The following is a 14,964-nucleotide window of genomic DNA, read 5'->3' as shown; positions in this document are numbered from 1 at the left end:
TCATCCTTCCTAAATGAATTAAGTAGTAATCCTGTTCATTTATTTACATACTATAAAAATTAAAGTGGAGACCACGTGGACATTTCTGTAGAAGAGCTCACATCAGTTGACAAAGAAGTTACCCTGAAAGCAAATAGAGAAGATCTTCAGGACGACTTCAACAAAGCCTACAAAAAGTATAAAGACCAAATCCAGCTTCCCGGTTTCAGACCAGGTAAAGTGCCTATGGGGCTGATCAAAAAACGATTTGGCAAAGATATTGAGCAAGAAGAAATCAGCAACATCGTACAAAAGGTATTTGAAAAAGAAGTAGTACCTGAGTACGAGCCTGTGGGTGAGACCGAAATGGTTGACTTCAGCTGGGAAGATGACCTGCTGGAAGTGAAGTTCAAGATCGGTTCCAAACCAGAGATTGAATTGGTGGACGACCTCTCTTCTATTGAAGTGAACAAGATGGTTCACGATGTGACCGACGAAGAAGTAGAAGAAGAAATTGAGCGTACCCTTGAGCGGGAAGGCAACCTGGAAGAAGTTGACGAGCCTGCCGAAGAACGTGATGTCTTGATTGTAGATGTTGTTACCCTGGATGAAGACGGTAACGAAGTAGAAGGCGAAGTGGACGAAGATCAGAAAATTGATCTGGCTCAGGATGGCGCCAAAGATTTCCGTGAAGAGCTTGTTGGTCAAAAGCCTGGTGATGTAGTAGACATGGAATTAGGCCAAGGTGATGAAACCGACCGCTTCCGTGTAACTATCAAAAAAGTGCAGAGGCGACACAAAGCCGAACTCACTGATGAAGTAATTAAAGATCAGAGTAATGGCGAGGCTGAAAACGAAGATGAGTTTAGAAGCTATATCAAAAGCCGTATGCAGCAGTATTACGATCAAACGGCTGACGATCTTTTCAAGAATGATGTAGCAGATGCGCTTGTTGAAGCACATGACTTCGAAGTTCCCGAAACTTTTGTATCACAAGTGCAGGGTTCTTACGTTGAACAACTCAAGCAGCAGCAAGGCGGCGAATTACCGGAAGGTTTCAACGCTGAAGAATACAAAGCCGGCATGAAAGAACGTGCCGTGCGTGAAGCCAAATGGTCGTTTATCAGCCAAAAGCTGCAGGAAACCTTCGAAGAAATCGAAATCAAACCCGAAGATATTGACGAACACCTTCAGATGGAAGCTGCCCGTTACGGCATGCCCGCTGATCAGCTGAAGCAGTATTATGCTCAGCAGCCGGAAATGCTGGAGCAGTTACGCAGTAGCATCCGCGAAAACAAGGTGTTTGATATCCTGCAGGATAAAGTTAGTATAAACGAGATTGGTAAGGACAAATACCGCGAGCTGCAAGACGAGAAAAGCAAAAAGAACCAATAATTTTTTATTCAGGATATTATGATTCACAATCAGCCATTATTTGAAGATCCCAACCTGGAGTCAGGTCAGTCCATTCAGAATAACCTGGTACCCATGGTGGTAGAAACTACCAGCCGTGGCGAACGGGCTTACGATATTTACTCCCGGTTGCTTAAAGATCGCATTGTAATTTTAGGAACCCCGGTTAATGATGCTGTGGCGAGTTCTATTATGGCTCAGTTGTTGTTCCTGGAATCTGAAGATCCCGAAAAAGACATTCAGTTTTATATCAACAGCCCCGGGGGTGTGGTTTCGGCCGGTTTGGCTATTTATGACACCATTCAGCACATTAAGTGTGATGTAGCTACAACCTGCATGGGTATGGCTGCAAGTATGGGTGCTGTGCTGCTTACCGCCGGTACTGAAGGTAAACGCAGCTGTCTGCCTCACTCACGTGTGATGATTCACCAGCCATTAGGCGGCACTCGTGGACAAGCGAGTGACATCGAAATTGAAGCCAAAGAAATTTTGCGTGTTAAAAAGGAATTGAGTCAAATTCTGGCAGATCACAGTGGTAATTCCGTGGAAAAAATCATGGAAGACTCCGATCGAAACAAATGGATGACTGCAGAAGAAGCTAAAGATTACGGCTTGGTAGACAATGTAATTACCAAGAGCAGCAAGAACGATTCAAAATAACCGGCATTTTTTGTAAATTAATATTGTTATGAGCGATAAAGAGAAAAACAGCGACATAGTACACTGTTCATTTTGCAGTCGCTCCAGCCTGGAAGTGAACAGCATGGTTGCCGGTCCCGGGGTATATATCTGCGATCGTTGTGTGGAAGATGCTTCAAGTATCATCCAAAGTGATTTAGCCTCCCTTGCCCGCCGCCGTGAAAAGAGTTACAAACCCATGCTCAAGCCAGTTGAGATCAAAAATAAACTGGATGAGTATGTAATTGGGCAGGAGCTGGCTAAAAAAACCTTGTCAGTGGCCGTGTATAATCATTACAAGCGGATTTCTGCTGAGAATTCCGGCGAGATTGATGACACGCAGGTTGAAAAATCTAACATTATGCTGTTGGGGCCTACCGGTAGTGGTAAAACACTATTGGCTCGTACCCTCGCTCGTATTATTGATGTGCCTTTTACCATCGCCGATGCTACCGTGCTTACCGAAGCCGGTTATGTTGGGGAAGATGTGGAAAGTATCCTGAGCAACCTGCTTCAGGCTGCCGATTATGATGTAGAACGTGCCAAGCGTGGTATTGTCTATATCGACGAGGTTGACAAAGTAGCCCGTAAAAGCGACAACCCATCCATCACCCGTGATGTAAGTGGTGAAGGGGTTCAGCAGGCGCTTCTGAAGATTTTAGAAGGAACTGTTGCCAACATTCCGCCCAAAGGTGGCCGTAAGCATCCCGAGCAAAGTTTTATCCAATTGGATACAGCCAACATCCTGTTTATTTGTGGAGGTGCTTTTTCCGGATTGGAGGAAATCATCTCGCGACGTCTTTCAACCAGCGTGATGGGTTTTCATACCAAAGAGCAGGTTAAATTTGATAAGGAAGATCCTCAGATTTTCACACATGTTGAGCCGGAGGATCTGCAGCATTTTGGATTGATTCCGGAATTGATTGGACGTTTGCCGGTAATTTGTGGATTGCATGAGCTTTCCGATGATGCCATGCTTGATATCCTTCAGACCCCTAAAAATGCATTGGTTAAGCAGTACAAAAAGCTGTTTAACATGGAAGATGTGGAACTTGAGATTGAAGAAGAAGCTCTTAAAGCCATTGTGGAGCGAGCTAAAGCCCGCAAAACAGGGGCCCGTGGCCTGCGCTCTATCATGGAGGCAGCCATGCTTGATATCATGTTCACCTTGCCATCCATGAAAAATATTGCACGATGCGTAATCACCCGCGAGACGATTGAAAAACAAGCTCCTCCGGTGTATGAAAAACAAAAGGCATCTGCCTAACGTTATCCGCCTCCCGATTGATGTTGAAGTCTCGGGAGGCTTTTTTGTATCTATACTTTTCTATTCTATATTCACCAAAAAGGAACTGATTTATCTTTAAGTATATGAAGCTTTTTGTGCCCTCTAACCGGATCAAGATGATCCTGGTTTTTTTGCTCATTTTTTTGGGGGTAGGATCGGTTGTGTATAACCAGTATCTGGTAAACAAAATACTGGAGCAGGAGCGGGCCAGTGTGGAGCTTTGGACACGGGCCATTGAGTTTAACAGCCAGCTGGTAAGTGAACAGACTACGGATAAATTATTGAGTGCCATAGAGCAGCTTCAACAGATTGAGGAAGTACCAGACAGCATTATCACCTTGATTGAAGAAGCAGAAGCTGCCCGAAGCTCCACCGATTTTGTAACCGAGGAAATTATTCTGGAGGACCGCTTTCCTATCCCAACCATTGTGGTAGACTCTTCGGATGTTATCATTGCTTCGAGAAATGTGGATAGCCTTCGCCTTGAAAGTGAGCAAAGGCGAAGTGATTTGGTAGAAGAATTTAAGAGCCTCAATCAGCCCATCGATTTTGTGATTGGAGATGAAAACCGGCAAATCCGGCAGTTTGTGTATTATGGGGAAAGTCCTACCGTACAGATGTTGCGATATTTTCCATACATACAGATTGTGTTATTGGGTTTATTATTGGGTATAGGGTACACTACTTATCGCAGTATTATGCGTTCAGAGCAGTCTAATTTGTGGGTAGGTATGGCCAAGGAGGCCGCGCACCAACTGGGAACGCCTATTTCCAGTTTGTATGGATGGCTACAGCTGCTCAAAGATGAGTACCGTTATGAAGAAACGGCAACAAATATTGCCAATGAAATTGAGAAAGATATTCAACGGCTGCGTGGGGTAGCAGAACGCTTTGGTAAAATTGGCTCGGAACCTGAGCTACGGGAAATGAATATTGGTCCTATTCTTGATCAGGTGATGAGTTATATGGAACGCCGGTTGCCCCGTTTGGGTAAAGCGATAGAAGTTAGAAAAGATCTGCAAGCAGAAGCCAAGGTTAAAGCCAACCCGGAGTTGTTGCAGTGGGCTATTGAGAACCTGGTGAAAAATGCCATGGATTCACTGAAAGGAACGGAGAAAGAAGTTTCATTTATCTCCATAACATCCAAAGTGCAGGATGGGGAAGTGGTGATTGATATCGAAGACTCCGGGTGTGGAATTGATATCAAAAACGTCAAGAATATTTTCAGACCTGGCTTTAGTACCAAAAAAAGAGGATGGGGTTTAGGCCTCAGTCTCACCAAAAGGATTATCGAAGAATATCACAAAGGACACGTGTTTGTTCTCCGATCTGAACTGGAGGAAGGAACCACCATGCGGGTATCTCTCAAAATAGAAGAGTAATAAGACAGGTCAGGATTACATTTAGAAGGTTTTAGGCGAAGTAAACCCTTGATCTTATCGTGACTACTTCAATTAAATAAATCACTGCTTACACCAACAATTAGATCCCAGGGATGACTTTAGGATTGCGAAGGTATGATCTTATCCTTTGCTAACTATTGTAATGTCGAACTTATGCTAAAATAAGTGAAAGATGGCTTTAATCGCCGGTAAAGCCGCGCTTTTTGGCGTACTCCAGTAGTTCTGTTTTGAGGAGATTTCTTCCACGGTGTAAGCGGGAGCGGATGGTTCCAATGGGTACATCCAGCATATTGGCGATCTCTTCGTAGGTATAACCTTCCACGTCACACAAAAGCACAACCGTACGGAAGTCTTCCGGTAACTGTGTTAGGGCATTGGAAAGATCGTCATCCATCATTTCCCGGAACATGAGGCTTTCCAGGTCAGAGGTTTCAGTACGTTCAGCACGTACGGATTCGTAATAAGGTGATACTTCGTCGTAGTCTACTTCGGCGGGTTTCTTAGAATTCTTTCGGTAATTATTTATAAATGAATTTTTGAGGATACGAAACATCCAGGCTTTCGCATTGGTGCCCTTCTCATAACTGCTGAAAAAACGATAAGCTTTTACAATGGTATCTTGAACCAGGTCTTCTGCGTCGTTAGGATCTGATGTTAAGCGGAGCGCAAAGTTGTACAGCGCATCCATATGAGGAATAATTTCTTCATCAAAGTCCTGCTGCTTCTTTTTTTCATCTCTCGTTAGTTGAGACATCTAACCATCCCTGCTTTATTGTATATGAATGTAATTTAAAGGTCGATCGATTACAAATGGTGCGATTTATTTTAGCGAAATGAGTTTAGATAAAAATTAGTTTAATGTTAAATAGATTGTATTGATTGATACAGTAAATATTAATTTAATTATGATAGAAAGGCGATAACCATAATATCATATATAGCATGCGTCCAGGCTGCAACTCCAAAGCCTCTATAAACATAAATGCCATTCAGTATTAAACCAAATAAAAACCTGTATAAAAAAGACCCCATGGTGAAGGCATCGCCTATGGCCCCAACGTAATGTACCGCAGAGAATAACAGCGCTGATAGCAACACAGCAGCGGTTACGCCGGCCCAGCGTTTGTTAAAAATTTTTGTAAAAATGAGTATGAACAGGGTTACCAAAAGCACTCTGAAGAACAATTCTTCATAAAGTCCGGCCCCTAAAGAAAGAGCTAATTGTTGTAGAGTAGACAAAGAGCTTATAGGATCGGAAGCAGCCATGTTTAGGATAAAGGAAACAATCGACTGACTGATGAATGCTACCACAATGGCGTACACCGTTGCCTCCACCATTAACATAGGGAAGTAGGCAAACTTTAGTGACTTGAGCCGGTCACGTTCTTTATAAAGAATAAATAAGCCAACCAGCATAACAATCAACAGAGAAAAAGAAACAGCATTTACTCCAAAATAGGTGAACAGGCTTTTGATCCATACATCCACACTAATGCGGACGATGTTTTCTCCCTGTGGCTGGGAGATGAGGATAAGCACTTCATAAAGCAGAAAAAGGGGCAGGCTTACCAGAAAACTGTAAAGCAGATTATGAGTGTCCTCTAAATATTGCTTAACAGGATTCTTCATTAGTCCTCTGTATATATAGTGACTGTTGGCTGGGTGGAGCTATTTAACTCTAACACCTCAAAGGCTTTTTGGGAGAGTTTTAGGCCAGAGCCGGTAATACGATCGTTGATTCGAACATAAACGCCATTGCCTGTTGCGTTGTTTTCTACAAAAATAATGCTGCCCAGAGAGATATTGGAATGAGCTGCTGTAAGAGATTCAGGGTCGTATAAATCTCCGGTAGTTGTAGGCTGGCCTGTTTCAGAGGCGCTGTATGATGTCACGTTAACCTCACCCAAGTCTTGCAAATTAGCTTTTTGGAGATAAGGATTGTCATAGTTACGGGAGGGTGGCATTAGCACAGTGATCTTTTGACCACGATCAATAGACTGAAGATTCAGTGCGGGGTTCAGGGCAAGTAATTCTTCTTCAGTCATCTTAAAACGGGAGAGGATACCGGGCAAACTTTCTCCACTTTTTACGTCATAAATAGCAAAAACGCCCTGAGGTGTTGATTCTTCAGCAAAGCGTGCAACCGATGGCGCTACATTTACTTGTTTTACTGCCAGCTTCTGTCCTACCCGTATTTGATCACTGCTCAGGTTATTGAGCTCCTTAAGCTCTTCCAAACTCATATTGTGCTCGCGGGATATTTTATACAGATTGTCGCCACTTTTTACCGTGTAGTATGCATTGCGAGAAGCAGACTCATTAGAAATCAGAGGATCAGAGTCTCCTTCTAAATTACCTGTTGTGTTCGTAGAAGTCGATTCCCGATTGTAATAGGTGAGTGATTGTCCCGGCTCAATTTCATTGCCCTGGAGACTATTCCATTGTTTTAGTTCTGCAATGGTTACCTCCAGCTGTTTTGAGATGCTGTAGAGGGTGTCCCCAGGTTTAACCTGGTAAGTGGCCTTTTCCTGAGCCAGGACGGAATCTATATTGAAAAAAAATAAAAAGAGGGCAAATAGAGCCGGGTAAATAAAATTCTTACAACGAATGGTCATGGTCATTCTTCCATATCAAGTTCCAGATTAAGCAGTGCAGAGGACAACTCCGATTTTGTATGAAGGTCATTTTGTTCTTCCGCCACCTTTACACCTGCTTTATAGGTTTCTACGGCTTTTTTGTTCTCATCTATCTGTTCATACAACTTGGCAAGATGATAATAGACCCCTACATATTCAGGGTCATTTTGCCGGATTGCTTCAAAGAGAACACGGGCTTTATTTACTTCATCAATTTTCAGCATTTCCAGTGCAAGGGTAAACTTGTAAAAGGAATCATCGGGATGCTCCTTCACTGCCTTGGCCAACGTGGAAATACGTGAGTTCATTGCGTAGCCTTTTTAAAATTAGCTTCTATATCTGAGATAGAGTCGCCGCCGAATTTTTCGAGGAAAGCATTCGCCAAAACTGGAGCAATCACACTTTCGGCTACTACTACGGCACGTGGCAGGGCGCAAACATCAGATCGCTCGTAACGGGTTTCAGTTTCTTGCTTAGTTTTCATGTCAACCGTGCTAAGCGGGTTCAGCATGGTAGGGATGGGTTTCATCACGCCTCGAATAATTAAGGGCATTCCGGTAGTCATTCCGCCTTCGATGCCGCCCATGCGGTTGGTCCGTCGTTTAAAAGATCCTTCTTCATGAGTAATTTCGTCATGCACTTCGTGGCCAGGCCGGTGACCGCTTTCAAAGCCCAATCCTACTTCCACGCCCTTCATGGCCTGAGTGCCCATGATAGCCTGGGCAAGTTGTCCGTCAAGTTTACGATCCCAATGCACATAGCTTCCAAGACCAGCAGGTAGTCCGGTCACTAAAATTTCATAAATGCCGCCCAATGAAGATCCTTGCTTGCGGCGTACTTTAATTTCTTCCCGCATTTGTGCGGATAGATCTTCGTCCAGGCAACGTACATCCGATTCATCGGCAGCTTTGTAAACAGCTTCTGCTCCATTTTCGGCCAAGGGGTCAGCAATAGCCCGAACTTGTTCCCAGTTATCAAAACCAATAGAGCCAATACGTAACACGTGGGCGCCTATTTCGATACCGAAATGCTTCAGAAACTGGCGGGCAATACTGCAGCAAGCCACACGCATAGCGGTTTCCCGCGCACTAGAACGCTCAATAACCGGACGAATATCATCGAAGTTATACTTTTGGGCACCTACAAGATCTGCGTGGCCAGGCCGGGGAAGCGTGATTTTCTCAATACCTTCTGCCTCGGTCTTTTTATTCATGACGGTTGGCCAGCCGGCGTCATCTTTTTTAAAGGCCCGGTTTGGCATATGCATAGCAATGGGACCTCCCATCGTTTTGGAAAATCGTACACCAGAATTGATGGTCGCAAAGTCTTTTTCAAAAGCCATACGTCCACCTCGTCCATACCCCTGCTGGCGGCGTACAAGGTGATGCGCAATATCTTCTTCTGTGATGGTGAGTCCGGCGGGTACGCCTTCTACAATACCAGTTAATCCAGGTCCGTGAGATTCTCCGGCTGTTATATATCTGATCATGAAATTAGTTTTCTGAGGTAGATGATGAGTGATTATGTCTGAAAATAACAACTAAGATGAAATAATGATGCCTCAAATCCAGGAATTATTTAGTTGTCATCCGCGAGAAAATCCTCAATTTTATTATTCAACATGTCTTCGTAATCTCTGCGCTGGTCAGCTGGCACAGTAAAGTGGTACTCAGGATTGATGATCTGAACGCTGGCTTCATCTTCATTGATTTTGCGGATAATAACGCGACCTAAATTCCCCTGTACCGTTTCTCCACCAAATTTCACACGCTCACTAAAAATGATCTCATATTCTGTTTCTTCATCATTCTCAGTTACTTGCTCAATATTGAGGCGACTGCTGCGAATGGCTTCTTCCGCCGTTTCAATCATGGTAAGATAATTGTGGGAGTATGTTGTTGTGTTGATAGAACCGGTTGCAGCACAGCTTGCCAGCAAAAAAGCAGTGACAATTAAAAGCGGAAGGTTGTAGGTAGATTTAATATTCATAGCATCTAAAATTTTGAATTAATAATCATGTCCATCTTATACATTATAAGACAGCTGCGTTTAATTATTATTAAATAAGATTGGGCGATATGACATCAACATGTGGTTTTCCCGGAAATTAAAAGAGCTTGGTTTTGATGCTTAACCGGGTGATGCCGCCAAGTTTACTGTAAGAATTTCGGCTAAGGTCGATATCAATACTCTTGACGGTGAATCCGATACCGAAAGAAACGCCTGCCAATGAAAAGTTGCCCCCTGAGTCTGTTTGTTCGTGCAGGTAATGATCGTAGCCAAGCCGAAGATGTAAATTTTGCCCCAGGTTGGCCTCACCTCCAAAAAGAACATGCCGCATTACATTATTGAATAAATCAGGTTGGTCCGTTTCTCCAAAAACCCGCATATCCCAATCATTTAATCGCTTTAAGGTAAGGCTAAGTTGAAAAGGGAAAGCTTCAGGTTTTTTGGTGATACCGACAGAAATATCAAGTGGCAGAGGTTCATACCTGCCGTCATACGTACTAATTTGCGAGCCGAGATTGCGAACAGAAATACCTGCACTGAAATGGCTGGTGGTATCCTGGTAAAAAACCCCACCGGAAATACCAAATGCGCTCGAATTAAAAGATGCGTAGGAGGAATAAATTAAATCAACTCCTGCTCCGGCAGTTAGCTTTGGGGTGATAGCACGGCTATAAGCTCCCGTTAAAGCCATGTCGTTTGCACTGAAGCTCCCAAGTTGGGTCCCATTTTCATCAAACTCATTGAATTCTCCATACCCCACGTACCGGATGCCAGCTCCAAAAGTACCGATACCGTCTACGGTATATGCGGCGCTGGTGAAACCCATGTTCGCATCTCCAAGAAAATTAATGTAAGACGCCGAAACATATCCCGATGATTGCGTGTTTAAATAAGCTGGATTCACATGCATCATATTAGATTGTGCCTGATAAAGACCTGCGTGATTTCCACCCAGTGCAGAAGCACGGGCATTGGGGGTGATTTCCAGAAATCGAAAAATACTGGAAGTATTGGACTGAGCCGCCGTACCTTGCACAGCAGCAATTGTAAGAAGCAGAGTTAGTATGAGGCGCACGTTTTTAACCATATAAAAATCACAATTGGCGAAAATGTTTTGTAATATAATTAAATGCTTCGGCAATACGTCAAGATTATTTATATCAAATGAATTCTAATATACCAGGTATGCGTGGGGTCAAGGAATTAGGACACTACGCACAATTACTTTATCAGGCTTTACGATCATCTACCGAAATAAGCACTTACCGGAAGAATTTGTTCCATGAGTTCGTTAAGATTGGTTACGAATCAATCCCGATTATATTTTTGGTGGGAATTTTTACCGGCGCAGTAATGACCCTCCAAACGGCTTATCAACTGGATACCGATATTTACCCAAGTGACATTATTGGATCTATTGTAGCTCAGTCTATCATTATTGAATTAGCAGCGGTGATAAGTGCGCTGGTGCTGGCAGGAAAGGTAGGCGCAAGGATATCCACGGAATTGGGAACCATGCGGGTGAGTGAGCAAATTGATGCCCTGGAGTCTATGGGCTTTAACTCGGTATCTTTTTTGGTGGTGCCACGTATTTTATCCGGAATTTTTATGTTCCCCATCTTGTATATCACTGCAGCAGTTTTTGGTATCATTGGTGGGGTGATTGCCGGAGCTGTGGATGGTATTTTGCCGGTAGCCGAATTCATGAAGGGAGCCCGGGCCTTTTTCTTTGAGTCAGATATTATTTTTGGGCTCATAAAATCCATCGTGTTTGGGTTCGTGATCACCTCGGTATCCTGTTATAAAGGCTATTATGCTTTTGGCGGAGCCGAAGGGGTGGGAACGGCCACTACACAGGCTACGGTATTAAGTTGTATTTTTGTACTGCTGGCCGATTTTGCGTTGGCTGCTATATTATTATAAGCTATGATAGAGATAAAAAATCTTACCAAAAGTTTTGGCGACATGCTGGTGTGGGAAGATGTCTCATTTAAGATTGAGGATGGTGAGACTATAGCCGTTATCGGCCGATCGGGAACGGGCAAGTCCGTATTGCTTAAGCACCTGAACGCTTTGCTGTATCCAGACTCCGGTGAAGTCCTCATCGATGGAAAGTGTATTTTCGAATTGAGTTATACCGAACTTCGAAAAGTACGCCAGCGCTTTGGGATTCTATTTCAGGGCGGCGCACTTTTTGATTCCATCAACACTTTTGAGAATATTGCATTTCCTCTTCGCTACTTTACCGATCAATCCGAAGAAGAAATTGAACACAACGTGCATGAAGCACTGGATATGGTAAACCTAGAAAGTGTGGGTAGTAAATCTACGGCAGAGCTCTCAGGAGGGATGCGCAAACGCGTTGGATTGGCACGGGCTATTATCCTTAAGCCTGATTATCTTTTGTATGACGAGCCCACATCCGGATTAGATCCCAAAACTTCCGGCGAGATCAACGAACTCATTATCACCATGGCGGATAGTCTTGATATTACCTCCATTGTGATTACCCACGATATGCACAGCGTTTTGGAAGTAGCAGAAACAGTGGCTTTCCTGGACGATCAGAAATTAAGCTGGTTTGGTAAAAAAGATGACATGCAAAACAGCGACAACAAACAACTGCTGGATTTTATAACAGCAAGCGAATACCAGATAAAACCAAATTAAGGTATAGGAGAAGAATTTTGGCTAAAGTTAGTAATGAATTAAAAATTGGATTGACGGTAATTGTGGCTACTATTGTGGCTTTTGTAGGCTATCGTATTATGAAAGATGTGCCGCTTTTCAGAACGGCCATTACTATTCATACCACCTTTAACCAGGTACCAGGCTTGATCCCTGGAAACCCTGTTAATGTGAAAGGTTACAAGATCGGGAGTGTAAAAAAGATGGATTTACTGCCATCTGACTCGACCCGGGTTACCCTGAATATTGAAAACGGACATGAAATTCCCAAGGGTTCAGTTGCTATTTTGAAATCAAGTGGCGTGCTGGGAGGTAAATATATTGAAATCCAGAAGTCTGATTCGAATGAGCTGGTAACCAATGGCGGGGAGATTAAGGGAGTGTTCGAGCAAGGGATTATGGATAGTTTTGCTAAAGAAGGGGAGAAGCTGAGTGAAGATATCTCTTCTTCTATTCAGGGGCTGGAAGAATTTCTGAGTAATTTGAACAGCACGCTGGATGAAGAAACCAAGCAGGGAATTTCAGAAACGGTTCAGAACGTCAAGAATACCACCGGATCGCTGAATGCTTTGATCCAAAAGCGCCAGCAAGATTTGGATTCTATGATTGTGGCCGCAAAAAGCACCATGCAAAATATGGACGAGTTGACCTCAGATAACAAAGAAGATCTCAGCGCCATGATCACGAACCTGGAAGCTACCAGTAAAGAGCTTGAAAAACTGAGCAACGGACTCAATGAAACCAACCAGACACTAAACGACGTGCTCAGCAAAATTAATAACGGAGAAGGAACGTTGGGACGCATGGTAAACGACCCGTCTTTATATAATAATATGGACAGCCTTTCAGTTAATCTGAACCAATTAATTAAAAATATAAACGACGATCCGGGAAGATACCTGAAGCATATGCGGTTGATTGAAGTGTTTTAGGGCAAAATTTGGTTAAATCGCCTTTCAATTCCTTAGGCATTCGCTTATATTTGCAGGCTTACTGATAAGCTTGAAAACCGAAGGCTGCAGTAGCTTAAATCGCAATTTAAATAATGTTTTTTTAGAGGTAACCTTTTATGGGTGTAATGGAAAAAATGAGAAACAGCACCGGAGTCATCCTGTGGATCCTGATTGGATCGTTTGGGCTGCTTTGGGTACTGGCTGATGTAAACTTTTTTGACGCAATGCAGGCCGGACCTTCCTCCTTGGGAAGTGTGAATGGCGACCAAATCAGCAACGAGGAGTACCAAAGCAGAATTCAATATTACTCCAACGCTTACAGCCAGCAAACTGGAAACTCTATGACTCCGGAAATGCGTGCCTACTACGAAACCCAGGCATGGAACGAGCTGGTAAATTCCCGACTGTTGCGACAGAAAATGGATGAACTGGGAATTACCGTTTCCGATCAGGAAGTTTTAGATATGGTCTATGGAGATAATCCTGCACCGGTTATCCGTCAGAATTTTACCCGTGAAGATGGCTCTATCGACCGTCAGGCTATTCAACAGGTACTTTCCTCCAGCGAATTCTCTCAGCAAGCCGTTGCTTTGGAAATGCAGTTGCGCGAGCAGCGCCGCCAGCAAAAGCTGAATAACTACATTTCTGCCGGACTTAAAGTAACCGACCGTGAAGTAGAACAAACATACTTGCGAGAAAACACCACAGTTACTTTCAATTATGTTCGTTTCCCATACAGTGAGGTTGCTGAAGACCAATTAGATATTTCTGATAGCGATCTGCGAGACTACTACGAAGCCAATCGGGAGCGTTACGAGCGTGATGAAAGTTACCGTCTTAAGTTTGTAACCTTTAGCAAACTGCCTACCGCAGAAGATACGGCTCAAATTGTAGAAGACCTTGAAGGTTTACGCTCAGCTTTTGCTGCGGCTCAAAATGATTCCCTGTTCCTGATTCGCCAGGGTTCAACCACCGACTATCGATCTGCTTTTGTAGCTCCTGAAGATATCCGTGAAGAGTATCAACTGGTTACAGAATTGAATACCGGTGAAGTTTCTGAAGTAATTGTTACCGGCAGCCAGGTAGCTCTTCTGAAAAAAGAAGATGAGCAAGACGGTGAGATTAAATTCCAGATCATGAGCTATAACATTGAAGCACTGCCTTCTACTATTGATGATGCCAATGACAGAGCAGCTGACTTTGAATTTTTCGCTTCCGAAGAAACCAGTTTTGAAGAAGAAGCTGAAAGCCGCGGTTTAGAAGTAGGTGAAGCCACCGCTACCAAAGGCAACCAGTTTATCTCTGGCTTGGGATCAAGCCGACAGGTTATGAATTTCCTGGAGTCGGCTGATGAAGGCGAGCTTTCTGATGTACTTGAGCTGAATTCTGATTTTGTAATTGTGAAAGTGACTGAAGTAACTCCTGAAGGCTACCGACCATTTGAAGAAGTTAAAGCTCAGGTAGAAACACAGGTGAAAATTGAACGGCGTAAAGAATTAACCCGCGAGAAAGCACAGGATCTGCTGGCTTCAAATAGCTCTTTAGATGCATTAGCTGAAGCTGCAGGCAAAGAAGTGCGGACTGCTGAAAACCTCCGCGGAAGTGCTACAGTTATTCCCGGAGCCGGACGTGAGCCTGCTGTTATCGGAGCTGTTTTTGCTCTTGATGAAGGGGCTACTTCTGATGTTATTGCCGGAAACAGCGCAGCCTTTGTAGCTCAGGTTACAGAGAAATTAGAAGCTGAGCTTGCAAACCTGGATCCTCAAACACGTCAGTCGCTACGACAACGTTTGGAACAGGAAAAGAACCAGGCTTTTTCCTCTGTATGGCTTGAAAAGCTGAAAGAAGATGCCGAAATCGTGGATAACCGTTCGCGACTACTCCAGTAAGTACGCCGTACTAAATTGGTAAAGAAT

15 protein-coding genes are annotated in these 14,964 nt (G+C 43.7%); 8 read left to right on the top strand and 7 right to left on the bottom strand.

Going from position 1 to position 14,964, the window contains the following annotated elements; translation table 11 throughout:
- Positions 1 to 75: 75 nt before the first annotated feature.
- The 4 genes from tig (at position 76) to FN815_RS07390 (ending at position 4,740) form a co-directional block, all read left to right on the top strand.
- Positions 76 to 1,374, top strand: a complete 1,299-nt coding sequence (tig, locus tag FN815_RS07405; protein WP_142453994.1) for a trigger factor — start codon at positions 76 to 78, stop codon at positions 1,372 to 1,374.
- Positions 1,375 to 1,392: 18 nt separating this feature from the next.
- The gene (clpP, locus tag FN815_RS07400; RefSeq protein ID WP_142453993.1) at positions 1,393 to 2,052 is read left to right on the top strand and encodes an ATP-dependent Clp endopeptidase proteolytic subunit ClpP; all 660 of its coding nucleotides are present in this window, start codon (positions 1,393 to 1,395) and stop codon (positions 2,050 to 2,052) included.
- A 28-nt stretch (positions 2,053 to 2,080) separates the two neighbouring features.
- Positions 2,081 to 3,337 carry an ATP-dependent Clp protease ATP-binding subunit ClpX gene (clpX, locus tag FN815_RS07395; protein ID WP_142453992.1) on the top strand — a complete coding sequence of 419 codons (1,257 nt, stop codon included), beginning with the start codon at positions 2,081 to 2,083 and terminating at the stop codon, positions 3,335 to 3,337.
- A gap of 137 nt (positions 3,338 to 3,474) precedes the next feature.
- Complete coding sequence (locus FN815_RS07390; protein WP_246075183.1) at positions 3,475 to 4,740, top strand: sensor histidine kinase; 1,266 nt, start codon at positions 3,475 to 3,477, stop codon at positions 4,738 to 4,740.
- A 199-nt stretch (positions 4,741 to 4,939) separates the two neighbouring features.
- Here the strand turns inward: FN815_RS07390 and FN815_RS07385 are convergent, their stop codons facing one another.
- From FN815_RS07385 to porQ, 7 genes are all read right to left on the bottom strand, one after another.
- Complete coding sequence (locus FN815_RS07385; protein WP_142453990.1) at positions 4,940 to 5,515, bottom strand: sigma-70 family RNA polymerase sigma factor; 576 nt, start codon at positions 5,513 to 5,515, stop codon at positions 4,940 to 4,942.
- A gap of 149 nt (positions 5,516 to 5,664) precedes the next feature.
- Positions 5,665 to 6,390, bottom strand: coding sequence for a CPBP family intramembrane glutamic endopeptidase (locus FN815_RS07380; RefSeq protein ID WP_142453989.1), 726 nt, complete (start codon positions 6,388 to 6,390; stop codon positions 5,665 to 5,667).
- The gene (locus FN815_RS19220; RefSeq protein WP_142453988.1) at positions 6,390 to 7,376 is read right to left on the bottom strand and encodes a LysM peptidoglycan-binding domain-containing protein; all 987 of its coding nucleotides are present in this window, start codon (positions 7,374 to 7,376) and stop codon (positions 6,390 to 6,392) included. The genes FN815_RS07380 and FN815_RS19220 overlap by 1 nt, the downstream gene beginning before the upstream one ends.
- Before the next feature lie 2 nt (positions 7,377 to 7,378).
- Positions 7,379 to 7,705: a tetratricopeptide repeat protein gene (locus FN815_RS07370; protein ID WP_142453987.1), complete on the bottom strand. Its 327-nt coding sequence runs from the start codon at positions 7,703 to 7,705 to the stop codon at positions 7,379 to 7,381.
- Positions 7,702 to 8,886 (bottom strand): chorismate synthase, encoded by a 1,185-nt coding sequence (gene aroC, locus FN815_RS07365; protein WP_142453986.1) that lies wholly within the window; start codon positions 8,884 to 8,886, stop codon positions 7,702 to 7,704. The genes FN815_RS07370 and aroC overlap by 4 nt, the downstream gene beginning before the upstream one ends.
- Positions 8,887 to 8,975: 89 nt before the next feature.
- Positions 8,976 to 9,386 (bottom strand): hypothetical protein, encoded by a 411-nt coding sequence (locus FN815_RS07360; RefSeq protein WP_142453985.1) that lies wholly within the window; start codon positions 9,384 to 9,386, stop codon positions 8,976 to 8,978.
- 118 nt (positions 9,387 to 9,504) lie between these two features.
- The gene (gene porQ, locus FN815_RS07355) at positions 9,505 to 10,482 is read right to left on the bottom strand and encodes a type IX secretion system protein PorQ (RefSeq protein ID WP_185957211.1); all 978 of its coding nucleotides are present in this window, start codon (positions 10,480 to 10,482) and stop codon (positions 9,505 to 9,507) included.
- 110 nt (positions 10,483 to 10,592) lie between these two features.
- Here porQ and FN815_RS07350 point away from each other — a divergent pair, with 110 nt between their 5' ends.
- From FN815_RS07350 to FN815_RS07335, 4 genes are all read left to right on the top strand, one after another.
- The gene (locus FN815_RS07350) at positions 10,593 to 11,330 is read left to right on the top strand and encodes an MlaE family ABC transporter permease (protein ID WP_246075181.1); all 738 of its coding nucleotides are present in this window, start codon (positions 10,593 to 10,595) and stop codon (positions 11,328 to 11,330) included.
- 3 nt (positions 11,331 to 11,333) lie between these two features.
- The gene (locus tag FN815_RS07345) at positions 11,334 to 12,077 is read left to right on the top strand and encodes an ABC transporter ATP-binding protein (RefSeq protein WP_142453982.1); all 744 of its coding nucleotides are present in this window, start codon (positions 11,334 to 11,336) and stop codon (positions 12,075 to 12,077) included.
- A gap of 17 nt (positions 12,078 to 12,094) precedes the next feature.
- Positions 12,095 to 13,027, top strand: a complete 933-nt coding sequence (locus tag FN815_RS07340) for an MlaD family protein (RefSeq protein ID WP_142453981.1) — start codon at positions 12,095 to 12,097, stop codon at positions 13,025 to 13,027.
- A gap of 155 nt (positions 13,028 to 13,182) precedes the next feature.
- Entirely contained in the window at positions 13,183 to 14,937 is a 1,755-nt protein-coding gene (locus FN815_RS07335; protein WP_246075180.1) for a SurA N-terminal domain-containing protein, read from the top strand.
- Positions 14,938 to 14,964: the final 27 nt, after the last annotated feature.

It is taken from the genome of Gracilimonas mengyeensis, from assembly GCF_900182705.1.
GTDB lineage: Bacteria > Bacteroidota > Rhodothermia > Balneolales > Balneolaceae > Gracilimonas > Gracilimonas mengyeensis.
Note: the sequence above shows the minus strand (reverse complement) of the source record. Positions and strands in the feature narration are given on the sequence as shown.

Coding starts and splice junctions, on each gene's coding strand:
- FN815_RS07345 (WP_142453982.1), top strand. CDS start 11,334: ATGATAGAGATAAAAAATCTTACCAAAAGTTTTGGCGACATGCTGGTG.
- FN815_RS07370 (WP_142453987.1), bottom strand. CDS start 7,705: ATGAACTCACGTATTTCCACGTTGGCCAAGGCAGTGAAGGAGCATCCC.
- FN815_RS19220 (WP_142453988.1), bottom strand. CDS start 7,376: ATGACCATTCGTTGTAAGAATTTTATTTACCCGGCTCTATTTGCCCTC.
- FN815_RS07350 (WP_246075181.1), top strand. CDS start 10,593: ATGCGTGGGGTCAAGGAATTAGGACACTACGCACAATTACTTTATCAG.
- aroC (WP_142453986.1), bottom strand. CDS start 8,886: ATGATCAGATATATAACAGCCGGAGAATCTCACGGACCTGGATTAACT.
- FN815_RS07335 (WP_246075180.1), top strand. CDS start 13,183: ATGAGAAACAGCACCGGAGTCATCCTGTGGATCCTGATTGGATCGTTT.
- FN815_RS07385 (WP_142453990.1), bottom strand. CDS start 5,515: ATGTCTCAACTAACGAGAGATGAAAAAAAGAAGCAGCAGGACTTTGAT.
- FN815_RS07380 (WP_142453989.1), bottom strand. CDS start 6,390: ATGAAGAATCCTGTTAAGCAATATTTAGAGGACACTCATAATCTGCTT.
- FN815_RS07390 (WP_246075183.1), top strand. CDS start 3,475: ATGATCCTGGTTTTTTTGCTCATTTTTTTGGGGGTAGGATCGGTTGTG.
- clpP (WP_142453993.1), top strand. CDS start 1,393: ATGATTCACAATCAGCCATTATTTGAAGATCCCAACCTGGAGTCAGGT.
- clpX (WP_142453992.1), top strand. CDS start 2,081: ATGAGCGATAAAGAGAAAAACAGCGACATAGTACACTGTTCATTTTGC.
- FN815_RS07360 (WP_142453985.1), bottom strand. CDS start 9,386: ATGAATATTAAATCTACCTACAACCTTCCGCTTTTAATTGTCACTGCT.